Annotated in this window: 23 protein-coding genes and 2 pseudogenes; 18 read left to right on the forward strand and 7 right to left on the reverse strand. The window is 46.4% G+C overall.

Features of this window, described 5'->3' with window-relative positions; all coding sequences use genetic code 11:
• Positions 1–461: 461 nt before the first annotated feature.
• The 4 genes and pseudogenes from JGK22_RS26945 to JGK22_RS26960 all read right to left on the reverse strand — a co-directional run.
• Positions 462–2489, reverse strand: a complete 2028-nt coding sequence (locus JGK22_RS26945) for an SUMF1/EgtB/PvdO family nonheme iron enzyme (RefSeq protein ID WP_293186136.1) — start codon at positions 2487–2489, stop codon at positions 462–464.
• A 312-nt stretch (positions 2490–2801) separates the two neighbouring features.
• Positions 2802–3428, reverse strand: coding sequence for an FMN-binding negative transcriptional regulator (locus tag JGK22_RS26950; RefSeq protein WP_293193341.1), 627 nt, complete (start codon positions 3426–3428; stop codon positions 2802–2804).
• Positions 3429–3579: 151 nt separating this feature from the next.
• Positions 3580–3684 (reverse strand): annotated as a pseudogene (locus tag JGK22_RS26955) (IS1 family transposase); the annotation flags it as partial.
• A gap of 57 nt (positions 3685–3741) precedes the next feature.
• Positions 3742–4344: pseudogene (locus tag JGK22_RS26960) on the reverse strand (TetR/AcrR family transcriptional regulator); the annotation flags it as partial.
• Positions 4345–4396: 52 nt separating this feature from the next.
• Between JGK22_RS26960 and JGK22_RS26965 the strand changes: the two are divergent.
• Complete coding sequence (locus JGK22_RS26965; RefSeq protein ID WP_293314152.1) at positions 4397–5389, forward strand: Rieske 2Fe-2S domain-containing protein; 993 nt, start codon at positions 4397–4399, stop codon at positions 5387–5389.
• 148 nt (positions 5390–5537) lie between these two features.
• Here the strand turns inward: JGK22_RS26965 and JGK22_RS26970 are convergent, their stop codons facing one another.
• Positions 5538–6083, reverse strand: coding sequence for a DsbA family protein (locus tag JGK22_RS26970; protein WP_293186142.1), 546 nt, complete (start codon positions 6081–6083; stop codon positions 5538–5540).
• Between the two features lie 219 nt (positions 6084–6302).
• Between JGK22_RS26970 and JGK22_RS26975 the strand changes: the two genes are divergently transcribed.
• From JGK22_RS26975 to JGK22_RS26985, 3 genes are all read left to right on the forward strand, one after another.
• On the forward strand, positions 6303–6653 hold the full coding sequence (locus JGK22_RS26975) for a hypothetical protein (protein ID WP_293186144.1): 351 nt from the start codon (positions 6303–6305) through the stop codon (positions 6651–6653).
• Positions 6654–6892: 239 nt separating this feature from the next.
• Complete coding sequence (locus JGK22_RS26980) at positions 6893–8422, forward strand: Eco57I restriction-modification methylase domain-containing protein (RefSeq protein ID WP_293193344.1); 1530 nt, start codon at positions 6893–6895, stop codon at positions 8420–8422.
• Between the two features lie 10 nt (positions 8423–8432).
• Positions 8433–9419: a BsuBI/PstI family type II restriction endonuclease gene (locus JGK22_RS26985; RefSeq protein ID WP_293186147.1), complete on the forward strand. Its 987-nt coding sequence runs from the start codon at positions 8433–8435 to the stop codon at positions 9417–9419.
• A gap of 253 nt (positions 9420–9672) precedes the next feature.
• On the opposite strand, the gene JGK22_RS26990 is transcribed toward JGK22_RS26985, so the two are convergent.
• Complete coding sequence (locus tag JGK22_RS26990) at positions 9673–10305, reverse strand: response regulator transcription factor (RefSeq protein ID WP_293314154.1); 633 nt, start codon at positions 10303–10305, stop codon at positions 9673–9675.
• Between the two features lie 17 nt (positions 10306–10322).
• Positions 10323–12611, reverse strand: a complete 2289-nt coding sequence (locus JGK22_RS26995) for a GAF domain-containing sensor histidine kinase (protein WP_293314156.1) — start codon at positions 12609–12611, stop codon at positions 10323–10325.
• A gap of 595 nt (positions 12612–13206) precedes the next feature.
• Between JGK22_RS26995 and JGK22_RS27000 the strand changes: the two genes are divergently transcribed.
• The 14 genes from JGK22_RS27000 to JGK22_RS27060 all read left to right on the forward strand — a co-directional run bounded on the left by JGK22_RS27000 (position 13207) and on the right by JGK22_RS27060 (position 20355).
• Positions 13207–13365 carry a hypothetical protein gene (locus JGK22_RS27000; RefSeq protein WP_293186153.1) on the forward strand — a complete coding sequence of 53 codons (159 nt, stop codon included), beginning with the start codon at positions 13207–13209 and terminating at the stop codon, positions 13363–13365.
• Complete coding sequence (locus tag JGK22_RS27005) at positions 13362–14018, forward strand: SDR family NAD(P)-dependent oxidoreductase (RefSeq protein WP_293186155.1); 657 nt, start codon at positions 13362–13364, stop codon at positions 14016–14018. Before JGK22_RS27000 ends, JGK22_RS27005 begins: the two co-directional genes overlap by 4 nt.
• 9 nt (positions 14019–14027) lie before the next feature.
• Complete coding sequence (locus JGK22_RS27010; RefSeq protein ID WP_293186157.1) at positions 14028–14318, forward strand: muconolactone Delta-isomerase family protein; 291 nt, start codon at positions 14028–14030, stop codon at positions 14316–14318.
• A gap of 29 nt (positions 14319–14347) precedes the next feature.
• On the forward strand, positions 14348–15412 hold the full coding sequence (locus tag JGK22_RS27015) for a DUF4331 family protein (protein ID WP_293231862.1): 1065 nt from the start codon (positions 14348–14350) through the stop codon (positions 15410–15412).
• 9 nt (positions 15413–15421) lie between these two features.
• Positions 15422–15565, forward strand: a complete 144-nt coding sequence (locus JGK22_RS27020) for a hypothetical protein (RefSeq protein ID WP_293186161.1) — start codon at positions 15422–15424, stop codon at positions 15563–15565.
• A gap of 124 nt (positions 15566–15689) precedes the next feature.
• Positions 15690–15848, forward strand: coding sequence for an NAD(P)H-binding protein (locus JGK22_RS27025; protein WP_293186162.1), 159 nt, complete (start codon positions 15690–15692; stop codon positions 15846–15848).
• Between the two features lie 40 nt (positions 15849–15888).
• On the forward strand, positions 15889–15993 hold the full coding sequence (locus JGK22_RS33345; protein ID WP_363319233.1) for a hypothetical protein: 105 nt from the start codon (positions 15889–15891) through the stop codon (positions 15991–15993).
• A 14-nt stretch (positions 15994–16007) separates the two neighbouring features.
• Entirely contained in the window at positions 16008–16595 is a 588-nt protein-coding gene (locus JGK22_RS27030; protein WP_293225909.1) for a flavodoxin domain-containing protein, read from the forward strand.
• 22 nt (positions 16596–16617) lie between these two features.
• On the forward strand, positions 16618–16869 hold the full coding sequence (locus JGK22_RS27035) for a CDGSH iron-sulfur domain-containing protein (protein ID WP_293186165.1): 252 nt from the start codon (positions 16618–16620) through the stop codon (positions 16867–16869).
• Positions 16870–16912: 43 nt separating this feature from the next.
• On the forward strand, positions 16913–17503 hold the full coding sequence (locus JGK22_RS27040) for an isochorismatase family protein (RefSeq protein WP_293193349.1): 591 nt from the start codon (positions 16913–16915) through the stop codon (positions 17501–17503).
• Between the two features lie 20 nt (positions 17504–17523).
• Positions 17524–18375 carry a pirin-like C-terminal cupin domain-containing protein gene (locus JGK22_RS27045; RefSeq protein ID WP_293219909.1) on the forward strand — a complete coding sequence of 284 codons (852 nt, stop codon included), beginning with the start codon at positions 17524–17526 and terminating at the stop codon, positions 18373–18375.
• An 81-nt stretch (positions 18376–18456) separates the two neighbouring features.
• Positions 18457–19317 carry a glucose 1-dehydrogenase gene (locus JGK22_RS27050; protein ID WP_293314158.1) on the forward strand — a complete coding sequence of 287 codons (861 nt, stop codon included), beginning with the start codon at positions 18457–18459 and terminating at the stop codon, positions 19315–19317.
• A gap of 87 nt (positions 19318–19404) precedes the next feature.
• Positions 19405–20145, forward strand: a complete 741-nt coding sequence (locus JGK22_RS27055) for an SDR family oxidoreductase (protein WP_293193351.1) — start codon at positions 19405–19407, stop codon at positions 20143–20145.
• 30 nt (positions 20146–20175) lie between these two features.
• Complete coding sequence (locus JGK22_RS27060; RefSeq protein WP_293198707.1) at positions 20176–20355, forward strand: 4-oxalocrotonate tautomerase family protein; 180 nt, start codon at positions 20176–20178, stop codon at positions 20353–20355.
• The last annotated feature ends 76 nt before the right edge of the window (positions 20356–20431 follow it).

A 20431-nucleotide genomic window follows, 5' to 3' on the forward strand; every position in this document is an offset into this window, starting at 1 on the left:
TTGAACAGGTGAATTTTTGGGCATATTCATCAACAAAAATTCTGACCATGGAATTATTTTTGCCATGATTACCCAACGATTATTCTCTGATAATTGTCCCTCGAAGGGTAGATCAAAGTTGGAAGGTTCTTTTGGGGCCCTAGTCAAGTTTTCGGTACATGAAGGAAAGTGATGCTGTGCATGGCTTTTGACTAATTTTAGCTCATAGTCTAACACATTGTCAGTGCCGAACGCGAGTCAAAGCCTTTTCAGGTAAGGGTTTTAGGCTTATTCAGCAAGCCCTACGTAGTTGCGATCTTTGCGCTCTTTCCTAATATTATAAAGAGCGCTGAAGCGCAACTACGTACCTAATTTGTCTGACGATAATAAAACCGCCCTGCTTATTAAGGGGGGTTAGGGGGGATCAGATTCGGGAGCAGCCTCATAAAAAATTGATATAACAACTAACAACTGACTACAAATCAAACCACAGGAACAACCACTCGAAAACCCACAATACTAGCCTTACAATCAGGCTGATATCTGAGGCGGCACGCGCTGCGACAATTCGGAGGATGATCGTTCCAAGAACCCCCCCGCAACAACCTCAGCGAAAAGTCGCCGCCCGACTCCCAAACACTGCCATCAACAGGCGCACCGTTGTAATTATTGTGCCAAGCATCCGCGCACCATTCCCACACATTTCCGTGCAAATCATACAATCCGAAAGCATTGGGTTTAAAACTACCAACATCTGTAGTTTGAAAGCGATAAACTCCCTTCGGCGCATCAGCGTAATTAGAATTTCCGTTGTAATTTGCTAACTCGCTAGTAATCGTTTCCCCAAAGTGAAACGGCCCCGAAGTTTCCCCCCGACAAGCATATTCCCATTGGGCCTCGCTAGGCAAGCGATAATGCTTACCAGTTTTGCGAGAAAGTCTAGCACAAAACTCCATCGCTTCATACCAAGATATATTTTCTATCGGTCGATTTACACCTTTAAAACGGGCAGCATCGGGATTGAGATATATTTTAATTTCCGGTAGCGCTGCAACGGCTGCCCACTGTGCCTGAGTGACTGGAAATTTGCCAATACAAAAAGGTGCTAATGTTACTGAGTGCTGCGGTTTTTCGTCACTGTCACCCCGATCTTTTGGGGTACCCATCAGGAAAGTACCGCCAGGAACAGATACCATTTCCATGATTGTATTGCGGCCGAGATGTTCTTCAAAAAAATGTGTTTTGCCACTTTTAACATCAGTTTGCTGCCCGCGATTGTCTACTGTCACCACCTGAAATTCAAAACTGCTTTTAACAGCAGAAATCTTTGGTGTTCCCTGGTTGTGAGGCGGATTTGTGTTAGATTTTACCCTTGAATTCACAGAGATATTGCTGTTGATTTGGGCGCTGTGATTGATCGGGGTATTGATAGCAAGCTTTCCTCCCTCGGTTAGATAAGCATTGAGGGGAGGTAGGGCTGCCTTGGTCTGAGAAGAATTTAACGTAAGTTGTCCGCCCTTACCAAAATGGGGTTGGGGAGGTAAAGAATAGAGATTTAAAGCTTTGATGACTTCATCAGCAGATTGATATCTGTTTTTGAGATAATCTTGAATTAATTTATCTAAAATTGTTGCCAACTCGCTGCTGATTTTTGTACCTGCGGGCAACCTTTCTCTCCAAATCCAGCCGCCATTTATCGGATCGTAAAGGTCATCGGAACCGTCAATTTTTGGCAAACATTGAGTTAGCAGCCTCAGGCAAGTTATCCCCAAACTGTACAAATCGCTTCCGGGGAAAACTTGACCTCGCATTTGTTCTACCGGCGAATATCCGGGCGTTCCTACCGTCGTACCTACTTGGCTCATCAGCGAGCCAGTCACTTGTTTTGAAACGCCGAAATCAATTAAAACTAACTCTCGCCGTGCTCCCCTCCGAAAAGCGGAATTGCTAAAATTTGCCGCATTTAGAGATGGATTGGGGGAGGTGCGACGGCGGATGATATTCTCAAGTTTGATGTCTCGGTGAATGACATTGCGATCGTGCACAAATTTCAGAATCGGCAAAATATCTGCCAGCAACTGCCAAATTTTTTCTTCGCTAAAAACTCCCTGCTGAGTTAATTCAGCCAGTAAATTTTGCCCCTCAATCAATTCTTGTACTAAATAAAGTCGCTTGTCTTGTTCAAAATAAGCAATTAATCGAGGAATTTGGGGATGTTCGCCGAGTTCGTAAAGTCGTTTCGCTTCTTGCTTAAACAGTTCTGTAGCCTTTTCAAGTGCTGATGTTCCCTGAACTTGGGGCATAAACTGCTTGATGACGCAGGGATCGTCCATGCGATCGATATCTACCGCTTCATAAGTTCTGCCAAATCCCCCCTCCCCCAACAGTCGAATCACGCGGTAGCGGTTTCTGAATAGAGGCGTGAGGTCGGGCTGGCCGCAACTTTGACAAAATTTAGATTTGTCGGGATTGAAAGGATGAGAGCACCTTGGATTCGAGCAGTAGAACATATCTGGGAAGAAATGATCTGATTTAAGGTTATGATATACCTTTTGTGTCTTTCTGCCTCATCATATCGATTAATTTTCGCAACCCACTCACCACTGGTATTCATCGCCGCAGTGCCAGATCGACTGATATCAATCCCTGGATTTCTCGAAAATCGTGTTTAGCCGATCGACTTCCGTAGCATAAAGTATCAAATAAAACACTCTTACTCTCAGCCTAATATCAACGATTTAACCCCACAGTACATCGATCTAAAATATCATCAAAATTACTTAAAGCTAAATGTTTGATTTTCCCTTGATCCGATCGACTGTTTAATTTGCTTCCAGATTCTGTTTCATCTCGACACCCACAGCACGAGCGGCAGGATCTGAACTCTGTAGCAATGTGTCAGACACATTTTTTTGATCGGCTTGGCTGCGGTTTTGACTGAGCTTATACTTTCCTTCCAGTCGAGTTATAGCCATCTCAAATCCTACAATACCATCCATCATCCCTTCACGGAATTGATTGGATAAACCGTCCCAATGCGATTGATAGTCAACATCGTAGGTGTCGATCATCTGATTTATCATCGTGTTCATTGCTTTTGGTGAGTCATTGAGCATGATAATTTTGGGAACACCATAGGCATGAACAGCAATATAGTTCCATGTTGGCACGCTCTCATGTTTTTCATACTGTGCAGGGGAAATGTAAGCGTGCGCCCCGGTAAAAATAGCCAATGACTCAGTAGATCCAAATGCTTGCCATTGAGGATTTTGCTTCGCAAGATGACCGCTCAATTTTACGACATCCTCTTCTATTGTAATGACGAGAGGAATATGTGAAGCACAAGGTACACCGTCTGCGCTCGATACCAATGTTGCAAAACTATTTGCTCTCATGAAAGCAACGAGTTTATCAATATTGTCTTCTTGAAAAGCAGTTGGATTATACATATAAATTCCATTTGGGTCTCAAGTTCCCGTCTATGATAGCACTCGTACCAAATTGAAGGGCGATCGACAAATCATGTAATTTTGAAGTGTTGGATATTGCGATCGAGTATGGAAAACTACAACTCAGATTGTGTCCGATTCAACGCACTGAATTCTCGACAAACTGTTTGCCACATTCCTTACAGCGATAGCACTGCTTCCCCCGTCGATACCCATTTTTGGACAATTGCTGCGATCGACAATGAGGACATTTCATTACTTTCATTACATGGCTCAACCGACTTTCCCCGACATATGGCTCTAAATACGACACCAACAAATCCTCAATCTGCTGTACCAGTTGTTGGCGATGCTGTAAATCCGGGTTGCGAAGTGCCGAGAGAATGACGGCATTGCTGCTGTGAACGCAAACCTCCGCGAACAGGCTGCATTGCACCTCCGGCAAGCTGGGATTTCTCTGCTGCAAAAGACTCGCCATAAAGTCGATCGCCTCCTGAGTCATACTTTCATCGATCGACTGGAAAATCTCCGGCGCTATATAAAACTGCACGAATACCACCCGCGATACAGGCTGTTCAAACATCTCTGCAACAGCAGTCACGAGGGTGTGAATCATTTCACGCAGCGGTAACTGAACGATTTCTGGTGTGTTCGTCTGGGCCCACATCGCCTTAACGCGATCGGCATGACGCAGTTCCATTGCATTAAAAATGGCAGCTTTATCAGGAAAAAACTGATACAGAGAACCAATGGCTGTCCCTGCTTTTGCTGCAATTAGATGAGTCGTCGCCTCGGAATAGCCCACCTCATCAAACACTGCTGCTGCTGCATCCAAGATTTTTTCGACTCTTTCTTTACCACGCTGCTGTTTCGGTTGACGGCGCAAACTGCTTGACGAATGCGAATCTTTTGTCATATTCTAGAAAAGCGACAAATCTCTCACAATTTTAGGTCTAAAGGAGAACACCATGCAGTCTATGCTTCCCGGTGCGCCTTGGTTGTTGGCACATAAGTCGATGCTGACACCGAACCAGCCTCGCAAAATTTCCTTGTATGGCAGCGATTATGTAATGTGGAAAGATCCTGATGGAAGCATCAATGCCTTGCCCAACGCTTGCCCGCATATGGGAGCAATGCTGTCGGAAGGATGGTGCGAAGCTGAGGGCGATCGCACAAGCGGTGTCGTCTGCCCCTTCCATGCCCTGAAATTTGATGCGGGCGGCTGCACTGTATTGCCCGGATCGAAGCAGAAAACATTGCCCTTACTAAAACCGTTAGATTTGATTATTCAAGGTGACTTCATTTGGTCTTATGGCGGATACGAGCCACAAGTTCCAATTCCCAATGTGCTCCAGGAAATCGCCGAAACTTACTACTTTATCGGGCATACTGCCGATCGCAGTATCGAGACAGATTTGCTGACGATGCTGCTGAATATGCACGACTACAATCACCAAAACGGCACTCACCGAGACTTGTTTAGGATTACCGATGTCGAATTTCATCAATTCATCGATGAAGGACATAAATCCCATGCGTTTTACGATATGCCTACCGCGCCTTACAGTTTGGCAGAAAAGCTCAGAAAGCCAGATTTATTGCTACTGCCGAGCACCTTTAAAGCTCATTTAGAAAATCATTTCCCATGCTTAGTAATTTTTCATGGAGAAATGCCATTCGGCAAAGCTGCCCAGTGTCATATATTCGTACCAGAAGCCGAGAATCGGACGCGGACTTATATTTTGCTATTTGGTCAAGCAAAGCATCCTATATTTAAGCTGTTGGGGGGAACGTATCTCAATTTTGGCAAGGTTGTTGTGGATCAAGATGCGGATATTTTAGGAAAAATTTATCCTGATACGCCTCAGAAAATTAAACTAAATAATGAAGTTGGGATGGATTGGGTACGGCGCAATTTTGAAAGCTTTCCTAATGTTAGAGAGCCTAATCTGTCAAGGTAAACAGGTTTAATATAGCATATTCCATGCTAAGAACAATTTTAGCGAAGAACACAAAGATTCGACAAGCGACGCACTTTTGCGATGGATAATAATGACTAATCACAATCGTTACCTGGATGTGAACCAGATCGATTAATCTAATTTCTCCTCATTGACGATCGGCTTGCAAAACAGCATCTCGCAGTGTCTCTAAACTGCGATCGCCATTGTATTTCACCCCGTTGATAAAAAATGTGGGTGTTGAGATCACACCGCTGTCGATACCACTATCAAGATCCGCTTGTACCCGTGCCACATGTCGATCGGTAGACATTTCTTGTAAAAACTGATCGACATCCAGATCGAGCGCGATCGCATATTCGACTAGATTACTATCAGCAAGTTGAGATGGATGCTCGAATAAGCAAGCGTGCATTTCCCAAAACTTATTTTGTGCGGCAGCAGCTTCGGTAGCTTCAGCCGCATGGTAAGCTTCGGGATGAATCTGCGACTGCGGAAAATGCCGAAATACAAACCGCAGGCGATCGCCCATCTGTGCTTGAATCGAGGGGATGATGCCATGCGCTGATTGACAGATCGGACATTGATAGTCGCCATACTGTACCAGCGTTACTTTGGCGGTGGTGCTGCCTTGACAACGATCTCGGCTACTCACTGGCGGTGTTAATCGATCGGGGTTGGGGGATAAAGCCATGAGATAAGAGTCGCAATTGCTATTGCAGCAGATTGGGATAACTTCCACTTTACAGAGCATCTTTCCAATCATTACTACACTAGATGATGATTTTCTTACTCCACTATTGTTGGTTTTTTGCCTACCTAAATAGGTGGGTTTCTCAATTTCAAAAAGCGTATGCCAAAATCAGAAAACTGCGTTAGAGTTTCAGGAAGTAATCATCGAAGGGGTTCCCTGATGAAACTAATTTCCGTTTGTGTTGGATTGCCACGCGAAGTCACCTGGAAGCGAAAACAGGTCACGACTGGTATTTTCAAGCAGCCAGTGGCAGGACGAGTGATGATGCGATCGCTCAATTTAGATGGCGACAAGCAGGCAGATTTGACCGTTCATGGTGGTGCCGAGAAAGCCGTTTATGCCTATCCAATCGAGCATTACGCTTACTGGAAGCAAAAGGGCTCCTGGCTTTATGGTGCAAATTGTATCTCAATCTACAAAATTTCCCCGGTACAAGTATTGAAACTCATGCCAGGAGTCGTCAGGAGTCATATAGGCTTCACTTACCGAATACCCAGGAGAGCCGTTTAATATCCCGATTTGGGGTGATATCTGGAAAGTTTCTGTATATCACGCCGATCTAGGATGACATACGGAAAGTCATAGCAGGACATTAGGCTTTGGGCGGAAATTTTTCCGTCTATCACTCTATTTTGGTGTATTATAGGGAAAGTTTCCGTCTAATAACTAGTTAGCTACACAAGATCCTAAATAAATTGAGTCAAATAAGAGATAATGCTTATAAAACTTATAGGCAAGGGTGAAAATAGTTGAATCGGCAAGCACTTATTGATCCAAAAGACGATATTATTAGCCTTCAAAGTGCATTTCTCAGATCTAAATCATTAGAAAGCAGGAAGATATTAGGGCAGTTCTTCACAGGATTCGTCGTGTCCGATTACATGGCATCTCTGATTGTCAAGCCCAAAAGTAAGACTATTCGCATACTTGATGCTGGCGCAGGAACTGGTATATTAGCCGCATCTACTGCTTTCTATTGCTTGAGTATGGGTTGTAAGGCCGTTCATGCTGTACTATATGAACTAGATTCCGAGGCAGTTGCCAGCCTTAAACAGACGCTGAATATCGTTCAGTGTTTGTTTTGCGAACAACTAGGAACATTTACTTACGAAATTTGCTGTGAAGACTTTATAATTGCTAGACCAGATAAAGAAAAAACTTTTCAGCCCTTTGATATATCAGTAATCAACCCGCCATACTTTAAATATAGTGCGAAAGATTCACCTTATGCCAGAGCGGTAGCCGATTTGTATCACGGCGATCCGAATATATATGCTTCGTTCATGGCAGTTGTAATGGCTTGCATGAAGGCTGGCGGTCAAATGGTAACGATAACACCTCGCAGCTTCACAAATGGACTATATTTCAAGGGTTTTCGTGAATACTTGCTAACTGAATCAGCACTGAGATTAATTCATATTTTCAAACACCGAGACAAGGTGTTTAACAATGATGACTCAACAGTGCTTCAAGAAAACATTATTTGCTACTTCGTTAAAGGCAGTAATGCCGACACCATAACAGTTAGATCGAGTGACTGCGATGCCAGCATCAACAATGCTGAGGAAAAACAATATCCGGTTCATTTAATTGTCGATCCTTCAAACGATCAAAGACTAATTAGAATTCCTGAATCAGCTTCTGCGGCTAGTATTTTGAAGCAAGCTGAAACTTTAAAAACCACTTTTGAAGGTGCTGGATATTTTATTTCGACTGGTCGTGTGGTCGAACATCGTGCCCGCCAATACATCACTGAAGACACGAGTGCTGAAAATACAGTTCCGCTTTACCGTCCACATAATGTGACACCATTAACTGCAACTTGGATAGGTAATCACAAGAAAGATGTAGCCTTCAGGCTTAATGAAGAGCATGACAAACATACGATGAAAAATGGTACTTATGTGTTGCTAAAACGTTTTTCATCCAAAGACGAAAAACGGCGCTTAGTTGCTAGCGTTCACCTTGCCAATATGCACGATTGTGAATTGATTGGCTTTGGTAACAAGACTAATTATATCGGTGTATTAGGTGGTGAATTATCCAATATTGAAGCCTATGGTCTTGCGACTATCTTTAATTCATCATTCATGGATAATTATTTCAGGTGCATTTCGGGGAATACACAAGTTAATGCTACTGAAATCAGGGTAATGAAATTTCCATCTCGTGACCAAGTGAAGAAAATTGGTGATCAAGTACACAAGCTTAAACTTTTTGAAACGGCTAAAATTGATTCGATCGTGAATCGAGTTCTTGGTGTAGTAGCTTCAATATAAGGGGGGAAATTTGGAATTTACGGCACAACAACAAGAAAAACTAAATGAAGCAAAAGCATTATTGACTGCCTTGGGGCTGCCCAAAGCACAGTGTAACGATCGATCGGCATGGGTCTTTTTGGCACTGGCTAATATAAAACCTTTAGATGACTGGAGTTCATCAACAGCACCGCTTTTGCCAACCGTGAACATCATGGAATTCATCCGTAATGAATATGGAATGGACTATAAGCCGAACAGTCGCGAAACCATCAGAAGACAAACACTTCATCAATTCGAGCAAGCCCGTATTGTCGATCGAAACCGAGATGACCCCACGCGAGCAACCAACAGCAAAGACAATAACTATTCATTGAATCAGTCAATGTTGGAGATTCTGGCGGAATACCCACACGGCGGCTGGTTGGGGAAAGTTCAAGATTACAAGGATGCGGTGCCTGAATTGAAGGCACAATATGAACGCGCTCTCGATCTGCACAAAATTCCAATTAGCTTACCAAGCGGTGAAACCATCACACTGTCACCTGGTAAGCATAATCAGCTTCACGCCGACATTGTTCACGAATTCTGTTCGCGCTTCATCGGTGCTGGCGGTCGATTGTTATACATTGGTGATACCGCTAGCAGTCGAAAAGAAGGCGGAAAGCTGATGTTCTTAGAAGCCGAATACCTGGAATCATTGGGTGTCCCCCCAATGTCACATGACAAATTGCCAGATATTGTAGTGTATGACGAAGACCGAGAATGGCTGTTTTTGATTGAAGCAGTTACCAGTCATGGCCCTATATCCCCAAAGCGTTGGGTTGAACTTGAAGAAGCCTTCAAAGATTGTAAGGTTGGTCTTGTTTATGTGACAGCGTTTCCAGACCGTGCTGAATTTCGCAAGAATGCGGCTGATATTGCATGGGAAACTGAAGTGTGGATTGCCGATAACCCAGACCATCTAGTTCACTTTAATGGTGAACGTTTCCTCGGCCCTCATGACAAAAGAAGCTAACAAGCGCTTGGACACGGAACGGAGACATACGCTATCAGTTATGATGCAAACATTATTGCCGTCCGGTGAAGCGCAAGCCATTAGACAGATAAATATTCAGTTACTTTCGCTTTGTGTTTCCATAACCGATGAGAGTTGGAGATCGCCCATAGTTCGAGAGATCTCAAATAGGTTCTATAGACCGTGAGAGGGAAGTGGGTTGCGGCGATCCAACCAAATTCGATCGCGTATTCGATTCGCTTTTCGATCGCAACTACAACTTAATAATGCCTTGCTGAAGAGCATTGACTACAGCGCGAGTACGATCGCTAGCACCGAGTTTGAGCGTGACATTGGTAACATGAAACTTGACAGTATTTTCAGAAATGTTTAGTTCGCCAGCAATATCTTTATTTTTTTTACCTTGAGCCATTAACGCCAACACCTGATTTTCTCGATCGCTCAGATCCGCTCGCTCCATCCGTGCCGCCAACTTAGTGCCAATTTCTGCTGGGATGTAGCGTTGTCCCCCGCTGACAGTCCGAATCACTTCTAAAATTTCCTGGCAGGGCGTATCTTTGAGTAGGTAAGCTTTGGCTCCAGCCCGCAGCCCTCGATAGATATCCTCATCCGTCTCATAGATCGAGAACATGATAATGGCGGCAGTGGAAAATTCAGCTCGGATGGTGTCGATCGCCTCTACGCCGCCGATTTCTGGCATCTTCAAATCCAGAATAGCAACATCGGGCTGGTGAATGCGAAACTGTTCGATCGCCTGTTGTCCATTATTGACTTCGGCAACGACATTCATATCGGGCTGGTCATTTAAAATCGCGACTAAGCCTTGACGGACGATCGGGTGGTCGTCGGCAACCAGCAGTCGGATGGTTTTGGGAGATTCAGGCATATTCGATCGCGATAATTTTAGGGGGTTTCTGGATGGGCGAGAGTGACAGTAATGCTGGTACCTCGATCGATCTGGCTAACTAGGTGCCAGGTGGCTCCAATCCTGGCTGCCCGTTGCTGCATCCCCATCAAGCCAAATCCCGGCGAGGGAGATTGCGCCTCAAAGCCACAGCCATCATCGCGAATAGTCATTTGCAGATTTTGGAGACTGTAGCTGAGGCGGATTTGGATGGTTTGGGGTTGGGCATGGCGCAGAGCATTGGCGATCGATTCTTGGGCAATACGAAGCAAATTAAGTCCCAAATCGGGATGGAGACGGCGGGGGCTGCCATCGATCGCCAGATCGATGGGCACCGATTGTCTGGACATCGTTTGTTCGATAAATTTGGCGATCGTCCGAGCGGGATCTTCGTATTCGGATGTTTCCAAATATAGCGTCCAAACCGATCGGCGGGCTTCAGCCAAGCCATCTCGCGCTAGAGCTTGAGCCGTCAGCAAATGAGTCTGCGCTTTTTCTGGTTGAGTCGCGGCAAAGTAGTCGAACGCCTGTAACTGCATCGAAATTCCGCCAAAAGCTTGGGCGAGAGTATCGTGAATTTCCCGCGCCATCCGAGTGCGTTCTTGCAGCAATGCCGCTTGTTGGGCTTCTTCGGCAAAACGGGTCAGTTCAATGGCAAAGGTGAGCTGTTGGGCTAGGGCATGAGCCAGTTCGATAGTTTGCCCAGCAAAGGTGTGATAACTGGATAAGTAGATGGTCAAAGTGCCGATGTTCGTGTTGCCGACTTTGAGGGGAATGTCGAGAAATGGTGTCACATCTAACCCGACTTGTGCAGATGGGTCGCTCGATTTGAGAGTTTGCCCTTGGCAGTAGGTTAAATAGGAATAAGCCCGATCTTCTCGATCGGAATGCACCCAATATTCAATGCGTGGGGCATCTAATTGCTCGGCAATGAGTTTGAGGGTATATCCAATAAAGCGATCGAGATCCGGATCGGTGGCGAGGGTATCAAGAGATTGTTTAAGAGCTGTGTTTGCCTTGACCAATTCGGTAACGCTTTCGTGTGCAGCTTGTTCCTGCGCGCGCGCGATCGCTTCTGATTGTTTAATTTCTGCCAATTGTGTCAGTTGAATGGCCAGAGTCACCTGCTGTGCTAGCGCACACATTAGCTCGATTTGTCGATCGCTCAAATGGCGATCGCTGGGAAAATAAAGTATCAGCGAACTCGTAGCCTTTTCAGACCACATCAGCGCGATGTTAATCATTTTCCTGATGCCATGCTCCGTACACCAGGTTTCCAAATCAAAATTCAGCGGTGAGAAGAGCGCTAGTTCGATCGGATCGGTAGGGATATCTTCGATGACATAGTAACGCTGACGAGTTTGGAAATTTCCGTACCCAGCTAGTTCCGGTAGGATTGGGACACCTGTCACCAGACAATCATTGGGCAAATCGGCTGCTGTGAGAATTTGTCCGTTACGGCAAGCAAGCCTAAGATAGGCAATATCGCCCGGTTCTGGACTCTCCCAATACTGGATCAGTGGGGCATCAAACTGTTCGGAAAAGGCTTTGAGCACATAGTCCAAAAAGCGATTGAGGTCGGGTTCTGTTGCCAACAAATCCACGGTTTGCTTGAGCAAATGATTTGCTTTAGCCAATTCGGCAACGCGCACCTGTTCCGCTTGGAGGATGATTTTTTGCGTGCGATCGCGCTGGATCGCACTACCAATACAATCAGCGATCGATCGCAAAACGGCGACTTCTGCCGCACCGATCTCAATCGCTGCTCGACAATAATTCAAGCACAACACGCCCCACCACTGACCCTTGACCCGAATCGGCACAGAATAACTAGACTGGACTCGAACGGCGGCATAGAAACTACGTAAAGGTTCGACCCAATCTGCTAAGAGTCCGCCAAAACCATCCCCATGAAGATAATATCGTTCCAGAAATGCTTCGATTCCGGCTGAAGGGATGCGCCCAGTTTCCAGGCTATCCATCTGTCGCATAATGCCAGGTCTAGTCCACTCATAGATCGCGGTATGGTAGGTTGGCACGCTTGATGAGCGATCGGATAAAGGATCGAAGTTACCTTCTAGCACATTAATGCGATCGCATCCTGCACCTTCGACAATGATTTGCAGGGCAGTATCGATCGCTTCATCAAAGTTCTCCACCGTCAGTAAAACACTGGTTGCGTTGGCCGAGGCTTCCAAGAGCCGATTTCGCCTATGTAGTATTTGATAATCTGCTTCAAGCACGGCAGATAATTTTGGTGAGGAAGGCGATTTTTGATGCTCGGACATGGTTTCAACCTCGATCGCACTTGCCGTGCAGATAGTGTACCAGCATAATTTCCGATCGCAAACTGACGAACAGATTTTAACACCTCAGCTTGGCTGGTGTATCCCGATCGTGCCGATATTCCGCTGAAGTGCCCGTATTGATGGAGTCGATCGAACAGTCAATTTCAGATTGCACAAATTTCGCTGGATTGAGGTCATAATCCAACTTTGTGCAACGATTTTCACTATGTAGTTATCTTAAAAAATTCGATCGATAATTTTGCAAAACATAGAAAACTACCTAAATGGGTAGGTAAAAAACTACCGATTGGATAGCAAAAACATCATCTCTTGGTGTAGTAACGATTGGAAAGATTCTCTGTACAGTGGGTTGTATCCCAATTTGCTGGCTGCAATCGGATTCTGAGAAATTGCTGAAATTTAACTGAGGATACTTTTAGGATAAATTCAGGAAATCGAGCGGTTGAATTCAGAAATCTTTCAGAAGATAGCTTCAATATTAAGCTTAACAAACCAAAGCAGTTTGCCCATACTCACCAAATAGTTTAAGGGTTGGTACGGCGAATCGTATTCAAAATTTGATCGGGAGTTGTTGATGACCATCATGCAGAAAGTAGCAATCATTACTGGCAGTCACAAAGGGCTAGGCTATGCGATCGCTCGCCAGTTAGCACAGCACGAAAATATTCAGGTGGATTTTCATGCTCTAAATGTCACGATCAATGTCTCCTTGTGGAATGAGGTGAGCCGATGAACAAAATTTGTGCTTTGGTGGGTGTGGGGCCAGGGCTTGGCTTGGCTCTTGCTCGGCGGTTTGGACTAGAAGGATATCAAATGGCACTCTTAGCCCGTCGTCCAGAGGCGTTGACTGAATACACCAAAATCTTAAGTGATGCCGGAATTGTGTCAACTGGATTTGAGGTTGATGCGGCTGATTCTGCCTCAATCTCAGCGGCCTTTACCGAGGTTCAGCAGCAGATCGGTCATCCTGATGTTTTGATCTACAATGCAGCTCTGCTCAAACTAGATTCTGTGATGAGTCTGACTACTAAAGATTTAGTGCAAGACTTCAAGGTTAATGCTGCCGGAGCCATCAGCGCGATTCAACAGGTATTGCCTGGGATGCAGCAACAAAAAAGCGGCACGATTCTATTAACGGGCGGCGGCTTGGCACTCTATCCTAGTCCTCAATTAATTTCGCTCGGTATTGGTAAGGCGGCAATCCGGTATCTTGCTTTGGGTTTAGCAGAAGAATTGAAAGCAGACGGAATTCATCTGGCGACTGTGACAATTTGTGGAACCATCGCCCCAGACACGAAATTTGACCCCGATGCGATCGCCCAGGTGTATTGGCAATTGCACCAGCAGACTCCTGAAACTTGGCAAGTTGAATATGTCTATCAATGAGGTGAATCAGTGCAATTTTTGATCGTCGGACGTGTTAAAGCTGAAACCAAAATTGAACAGGTTTTACCCGTTGTCAAGCCAGAGGCGGCAAAAGTTTGGGAACTTTATGCCAGCGATCGTCTACGCTCGATTCACTACATTGCTGATAAGAGTGGTGCTGTATTGTTATGCGAGGCAAATAACGTTGAAGAAATCAACGCGATGATTGCTCAGTTACCGATGGCGCAAGCAGGTGTCATGCAATTTGAAGTTATTCCGTTACTTCCCTACACAGGTACCGCAGAGCTTTTCGCTCAATAATCATTTGTCCTCATCACCCCAAAAATTGCATGAGTCACCATTTTGATTCGCCAGAATCTCGGCAAGACAGCCGGATCAACATCTGCGACATTTATTTGTTCAATGCCGACGATCCCCAGAAGATTGTCGCGGTGATGACTATTAGCCCTTTAGCTGGGTTGCCTTCACCGTTTACAGGTCAACCCCAATGGGATACTTTTAGACCTGAAACAGCCTACGAATTTCGGTTTGATACCGATGGCGATGCAAAATCTGACGTTGTTTTCAGATTTGTTTTTCAGGGAGATGCTAACCCCCAATCTTGGTCTCTCACTTACCTCAGCGGCGAAGCAGCCCGCGATCATCACGCTACAGGGCAAGAGTTAGGGCAGGGGACTGTGAATGAGGTTGCGCCTATTGCCAATCTAGGACGGATCTGGACAGGGTTGGCAGGCGATCCTTTCTTCCTGGATGCGGTTGCTGCCCGTGTTTGTCTCGATAATGCCATCCAAAATAATGTCTGGGATGCCGAAAGTTTCAGCACTGGAGCCAGTACAACGGGAGCAACTAATGTTCTAGCGATCGTTGCTGAACTGCCCCTCGATCGCATCTCAAATACACCATTTAGTTTTTATGCAACGGTTGCAGCCAACGATCACGGACATTGGACGCAGGTGAATCGCTGTGGCAAGCCCAATTTCGCGGCAACATTCAATGATAACCCTGAAGGATCATTACGCTACAATTCGACCGACCCAGACACAGACTATGACAACTTTGCTCAGCCTGTAATCAGCTTAGTCACTCAAATTTGTCACGTAGCACAGAGCACCGATCGACCTGCAAATTACGGACAGATGGTAGCAAACTGGTCATTTCCCGATGTTCTTCCTTTTAACCCACTGCTTCCAGCCAGTTTTGGGTTTGCCGGCATCAATGGGCGGAGGTTACAAGATGATTTTGGCACAGTCGTTTACACGCTGTTCTTCAATACTTTACTTCAGAATAAAGTCCCGCCGCCGATCGATCTAAGGACTGAATTTCCCTATATTGCTCCAGCTAGACCTCTACCCACAGATTCATCTGTTGGTGTCCCTAGCCGACAAGAGGGATAAGTAACAGATATGGGTGGCTCGAATGCACCGTTTACAGCCGATCGAGGAGCCGAAACGGCTGTGTATCTAGCAAGTCTTCCAGAGGATGGCGCACAAGGTAAGTTCTTTGCTGAAATGAGAAGGTTTGGTGGACCGATATTGCTGTCTTGGTAATCAAGATTGCCCCTAATATATCAATCCATGAAATGTTAAGAATACTGGAGGGACTATAGAGAATAAAACTAACGGAAAGATTGCGTCAAACGATTTAACGACCTGAATTAACCGGAGAGATTGTATGAAACTCATCATGTTTGGCCCAACTGGTACGATCGGCAGTCGAATTCTCAATGAAGCCTTGCAGCGAGGACATACATTGACGGCAATTACTCGCGATCCATCCCGCTTTTCTGTCTCCCATAAAAACTTAACGGTGGTTGCGGGTAATGCGCTATGAAGTTGTCCGGCAGGCAGCCGATCCAGAAGCAACGCTAATGATGTTTCTGCAAAGCACCTATGAGGCGGCAGCAAATTTAGCCCATTGGGATCGAGGATTGCTAGAGAGATCGCCAGTCTCATCAATACAAAGGGAAAAAGAATGACAAAAGTTTTAATCGTGTATACCTCAAGCTTTGGTAACACCAAGCGAATGGCTGAAGCTATTACGAATGGAGCGCGTTCTGTTGAAGGCACAGAAGTTATCTGCAAAGAAGCATCTGAAGCGACAGCCGATGATGTGCGCGTCGCCGATGCGATCGTCATGGGTTCTCCCGTCCGTCATCGGACTGCTGATGCACGAGTCAAGAAGTTCATTGAGGAGGTCTGCGAGAAACTGTGGTTAACGGACGAAATGGTAGGTAAAGTTGGCGGTGTCTTTACCGTCGGCGGTGGCTACGGCGATTGTGGCGCAGGTTCCGAATTAGCTCAGTTGGGATTGTTAGGTGCTTTTGCGGCGGCAGGAATGATTCTCGTGACACTACCCAAAACAACACCAGGCTTCCAAGTGGCAGGAATGCATTGGGGGCCGCATGGTCGTTCTGGCGGCTCGCAAATGGAACCCGTTGGCATTACCGAAGAAATGATGCAAGCCGCTTGGCATCATGGCGCAAATGTTGCTCGTGTCGCTGCCGCATTGAGAGATCGGGACCTATTGGCAAAGGGTAACATTTCTCCTTCACCGGAAATTTTAGCAATGTTTGCTTAGAAATTATTTAGGAGAAATATCCATGTCTGAATCGATCTCGACAGAACCTACGGTTTTCGATAAAAAGCCGATGGTCATATCCCTAGAAGCTGGCAATTACCACTGGTGTAGTTGCGGTTTGTCAGCCAATCAGCCCTTCTGCGATGGCGGGCACAAAGGTACAACCTTTACACCTGTCACCTTTGAACTCGCTGAACCTAAGCAGGTTGCTCTTTGCCTTTGCAAACATTCAGGTAATGCGCCTTTCTGCGACGGTGCCCACACGAAACTCTAGTTCCATCCTGTTGAAGTCTGGTATTAACCCGTAGAGAGCAACAATGAAAAACAAATTTACGATCGAAAATGCAGTGATGTTGTTGATCGACCATCAGCAAGGTACTATCAAACTCGCGCTTAACTTACCCCGTGAGGATATCGTGCAAAATACCCGCGCCTTGGCTCGCACGGCAGTAGAAACTGAAATGCCGCTTGTGTTGACCAGCAGCATGGAAGCTAATTTTCAAGGATTACTGCTCGACGATTTACAGAAAATCGCGCCAGTTGCCTACGAGAAACGAGTAAAACGTCCGGGCGTGGTGGACTGCTGGGAGTACGACGATTACAGAAATGCAGTCCTGGCAACAGGCAGAAAAAAATTGATTATGGCGGGTTTAACCAATGACGTTTGCATCGTCTTTCCTGCCATCAGTGCAGTCGAAGACGGCTTTGAAGTGCAGGTGGTAGTGGATGCCGGGGGTTCCCCCACGTCGATCGCGGATGAAACTGCCCTGAGAAGAATGGAAAAGCATGGTGTCACCCTGACTTCAACGAATCAAGTGATGGCAGAATTGGCTAATTCGTGGTCGGAAGGTACCGGACAGACGATTCAAACCATCATGTATGAAGAAATACTCGCCAAACTAATGTAATTGAGCAGGAGACCCAGCGGATGCAGGTACAAGTAGAACAACGTCGCGTCATTCAAATTATCCGAGCGGAGGTAATGAGCGATCGCCCAGAATTCCGCGCTTACAGTCTGGGGCGGCACAATCTGGGGGATAGTATCGATCCGTTTATCCAGTTGGATCATTTTTATATGCGGGCACCGATCTTCCCGCCCCATCCCCATGCCGGATTCTCTGCTGTTACTTACATGTTTGAGGATTCAGCAGGATCGTTTCAAAATCGGGATAGTTTAGGCGATCGCGCCCTCATTCATCCCGGCGATTTACACTGGACTCAAGCAGGTAGCGGACTAATGCACGAAGAAATTCCCAGTCCGCCAGGCACACTCTGTCATGGGGCACAAATCTTCGTCAATTTAGCGGCGAAGCACAAGTGGAGCCAGCCTGTTGCGCTGCATTTAGACTCAGCCTTGGTGCCGGAATATGTCAATCCCACAGGCGGTAAAGCGCGAGTGGTGGTTGGCTCTGCCTTTGGGTTGGAATCTCCCCTCCAGCCTTTGACTCCCGTGACATTGTTGGATGTAACGCTGCCACCGCTGGGAAAAATTATCCATACCCTGCTGCCTTCCCACCATGCCTTTGTGCATGTGATTCAGGGGAGCGGCGAGTTTGGGGCAGGGCGATCGCACTTAGAAGCCCTGGATGTCGCACTGCTTGAACAAGGAAGCGAAACTGCGATCGTACAAGCCAATGAGCTTGGCTTGCATTACCTCCTCGGAGCAGGCGAACCCCTGAACGAGCCAGTTGTTTCTCAAGGTCCCTTTGTGATGAACACAGATGAGGAGATCCAAAGAGCCATTGTCGCCTATCAAAGTGGTCACATGGGCCGCTTATAAAGCGTTTACAAGATTTAAGCATGACCCAATCCCCTTGTCCTTAATCACTCAAAAATTTAATCCGAACTAGAGCTGGTTTGATTGCCCAAGCTCGATCACAAGATCGATTATTTCCGTTTTATTTCAGTCAACCCCTATCTATCCTTGAGGACTAAAACCATGAAACTGGAAGGAAAAGTAGCGCTAGTGACAGGCAGTAGTCAAGGCATTGGACAGGCGATCGCCATTTGCTTAGCCCAGGAGGGCGCTAGCGTCGTGATTAACTACCGCTCCCACCCGGAAGGTGCGGAGGCCACGCTGGCCCAGGTAAAAGCCGCTGGGGGCAAATGTCACATGGTGGATGGATTCACGCTGCAAGGCGATACGGGCAACCTCGCCGATGTCCAGCGCCTGGTGTCAGAAAGCGTTGACCACTTTGGGCAGCTTGATATCTTGGTCAATAATGCGGGCATTGAGAAAAATGCCGATTTCTGGAATGTCACCGAAGCTGATTACGATGCGGTGATGAATGTGAATCTGAAGGGGATATTTTTTGCCATTCAAGCTTTTGTGCAGCATTGCATGGCCGTGTCGCATCCCGGTAAAGTAATCAACATTAGCTCGGTGCATGAAGAGTTGCCGTTTCCGCATTTTGCCGCGTACTGTGCTAGCAAAGGAGCCTTAAAAATGCTCACCCGCAATCTATCCGTAGAGTTAGCGCCGTTGGGGATCACGATTAATAATGTGGCGCCGGGGGCGATCGAAACGCCGATCAACACCAAACTCCTGAATGATCCCACCAAACTCAACGCCCTGCTGCAAAATATTCCCCTAAAGCGCTTGGGGCAACCGGCAGATGTGGCCGCCATGGTGGCTTTTTTGGCTTCTGCTGATGCTGATTATGTCACCGGCACGACGCTCTTTGTCGATGGCGGTCTGCTCTGGAATTATCAAGAACAGTAGAAACTGATACAAACTAAATTGGTCAATAGTTGGTTGATCTATGATAAGTCGGATTAGTTCCCATGTTATTTAGGGAGGTTAAAGTCGATGAACAATTTATCAGGTAAAGTCGCGATCGTGACCGGCTCTTCGCGGGGTATTGGCAGCATCATTGCCCAGGATTTGGCCAAAGCTGGGTGCAGCCTGATTGTTAACTACTCAGGGAGTGAAGCGGCTGCTAAAGCGGTGGTGGATCAGATTACAAGCGCTGGAGGGCAGGCGATCGCTGTGCGTGCCAATGTCGCCTCACCGAGCGATATGACGGCTCTGTTTGATGCGGCGATTACCCAGTATGGCAAGGTTGATATTTTAGTTAACAACGCGGGCATCAATATCTACAAATTAGTGAAAGATACGACGGAGGAAGATTTCGATCGGATTTTTCAAATCAATGTCAAAGGCGTTTTTCTCGGTCTAAAAGAGGCCGCCACGCGGCTAGAAGCGAATGGTCGCGCGATCAATTTTTCTTCGTCCGTGACTCGCCTAATGCTACCAACCTATGGCGTTTATTCCGCCACGAAAGCCGCCGTTGAGCAGTTAACGCGGGTCTTTGCCAAGGAGGTCGGCGCGCGGGGCATCACCGTGAATTCGATTTCGCCCGGGCCGACCAATACCGATCTGTTTTTAGAGGGGAAAAGCGAAGAAACCATCCAGCGATTAGCCGCCATGTCGGCACTGGGCCGGATTGGTGAGCCAGTCGATATTTCTCGGGTGGTGCTGTTTTTGGCCAGTGAATCAGCGAGTTGGGTGACTGGCCAAAATCTAGGGGTAAATGGCGGTTTTGCCTAGTTGATACAATCCAAAAATTCTGTCGCACCAATGACTATGCCATACGTCAATATCCAGATTACCAAAGGGGCCACGAGGGAGCAGAAAGCTCAGCTCGTAGCCGAAGTGACTGATTCACTTGGGCGGATTCTGGGCAAGAAACCAGAGCATACGCATATCGTGATTCAAGAAATTGCCGAAGAAAATTGGGGGCTAGAAACTGTAACTTGATTCTTGGACAAATCTACCCATTGTTGCTCAATTGTGGGTAGCTTTTTCACTCGCAAGTTCTGCTAAGGTTGGAATA

Source organism: Microcoleus sp. PH2017_08_TRC_O_A (assembly GCF_020738665.1).
Taxonomy (GTDB): domain Bacteria; phylum Cyanobacteriota; class Cyanobacteriia; order Cyanobacteriales; family Microcoleaceae; genus Microcoleus.

Bases quoted from the DNA above. Each gene is read 5' to 3' on its own strand.
- JGK22_RS27025 (WP_293186162.1), top strand. From the start codon at position 15,690: ATGAAACTCATCATGTTTGGCCCAACTGGTACGATCGGCAGTCGAATT.
- JGK22_RS26950 (WP_293193341.1), bottom strand. From the start codon at position 3,428: ATGTATAATCCAACTGCTTTTCAAGAAGACAATATTGATAAACTCGTT.
- JGK22_RS27005 (WP_293186155.1), top strand. From the start codon at position 13,362: ATGAACAAAATTTGTGCTTTGGTGGGTGTGGGGCCAGGGCTTGGCTTG.
- JGK22_RS26965 (WP_293314152.1), top strand. From the start codon at position 4,397: ATGCAGTCTATGCTTCCCGGTGCGCCTTGGTTGTTGGCACATAAGTCG.
- JGK22_RS26970 (WP_293186142.1), bottom strand. From the start codon at position 6,083: ATGGCTTTATCCCCCAACCCCGATCGATTAACACCGCCAGTGAGTAGC.
- JGK22_RS26945 (WP_293186136.1), bottom strand. From the start codon at position 2,489: ATGTTCTACTGCTCGAATCCAAGGTGCTCTCATCCTTTCAATCCCGAC.
- JGK22_RS27035 (WP_293186165.1), top strand. From the start codon at position 16,618: ATGTCTGAATCGATCTCGACAGAACCTACGGTTTTCGATAAAAAGCCG.
- JGK22_RS27045 (WP_293219909.1), top strand. From the start codon at position 17,524: ATGCAGGTACAAGTAGAACAACGTCGCGTCATTCAAATTATCCGAGCG.
- JGK22_RS26990 (WP_293314154.1), bottom strand. From the start codon at position 10,305: ATGCCTGAATCTCCCAAAACCATCCGACTGCTGGTTGCCGACGACCAC.
- JGK22_RS26995 (WP_293314156.1), bottom strand. From the start codon at position 12,611: ATGTCCGAGCATCAAAAATCGCCTTCCTCACCAAAATTATCTGCCGTG.
- JGK22_RS26975 (WP_293186144.1), top strand. From the start codon at position 6,303: ATGAAACTAATTTCCGTTTGTGTTGGATTGCCACGCGAAGTCACCTGG.
- JGK22_RS27040 (WP_293193349.1), top strand. From the start codon at position 16,913: ATGAAAAACAAATTTACGATCGAAAATGCAGTGATGTTGTTGATCGAC.
- JGK22_RS27000 (WP_293186153.1), top strand. From the start codon at position 13,207: ATGACCATCATGCAGAAAGTAGCAATCATTACTGGCAGTCACAAAGGG.
- JGK22_RS27015 (WP_293231862.1), top strand. From the start codon at position 14,348: ATGAGTCACCATTTTGATTCGCCAGAATCTCGGCAAGACAGCCGGATC.
- JGK22_RS27055 (WP_293193351.1), top strand. From the start codon at position 19,405: ATGAACAATTTATCAGGTAAAGTCGCGATCGTGACCGGCTCTTCGCGG.
- JGK22_RS33345 (WP_363319233.1), top strand. From the start codon at position 15,889: ATGTTTCTGCAAAGCACCTATGAGGCGGCAGCAAATTTAGCCCATTGG.
- JGK22_RS27020 (WP_293186161.1), top strand. From the start codon at position 15,422: ATGGGTGGCTCGAATGCACCGTTTACAGCCGATCGAGGAGCCGAAACG.
- JGK22_RS27060 (WP_293198707.1), top strand. From the start codon at position 20,176: ATGACTATGCCATACGTCAATATCCAGATTACCAAAGGGGCCACGAGG.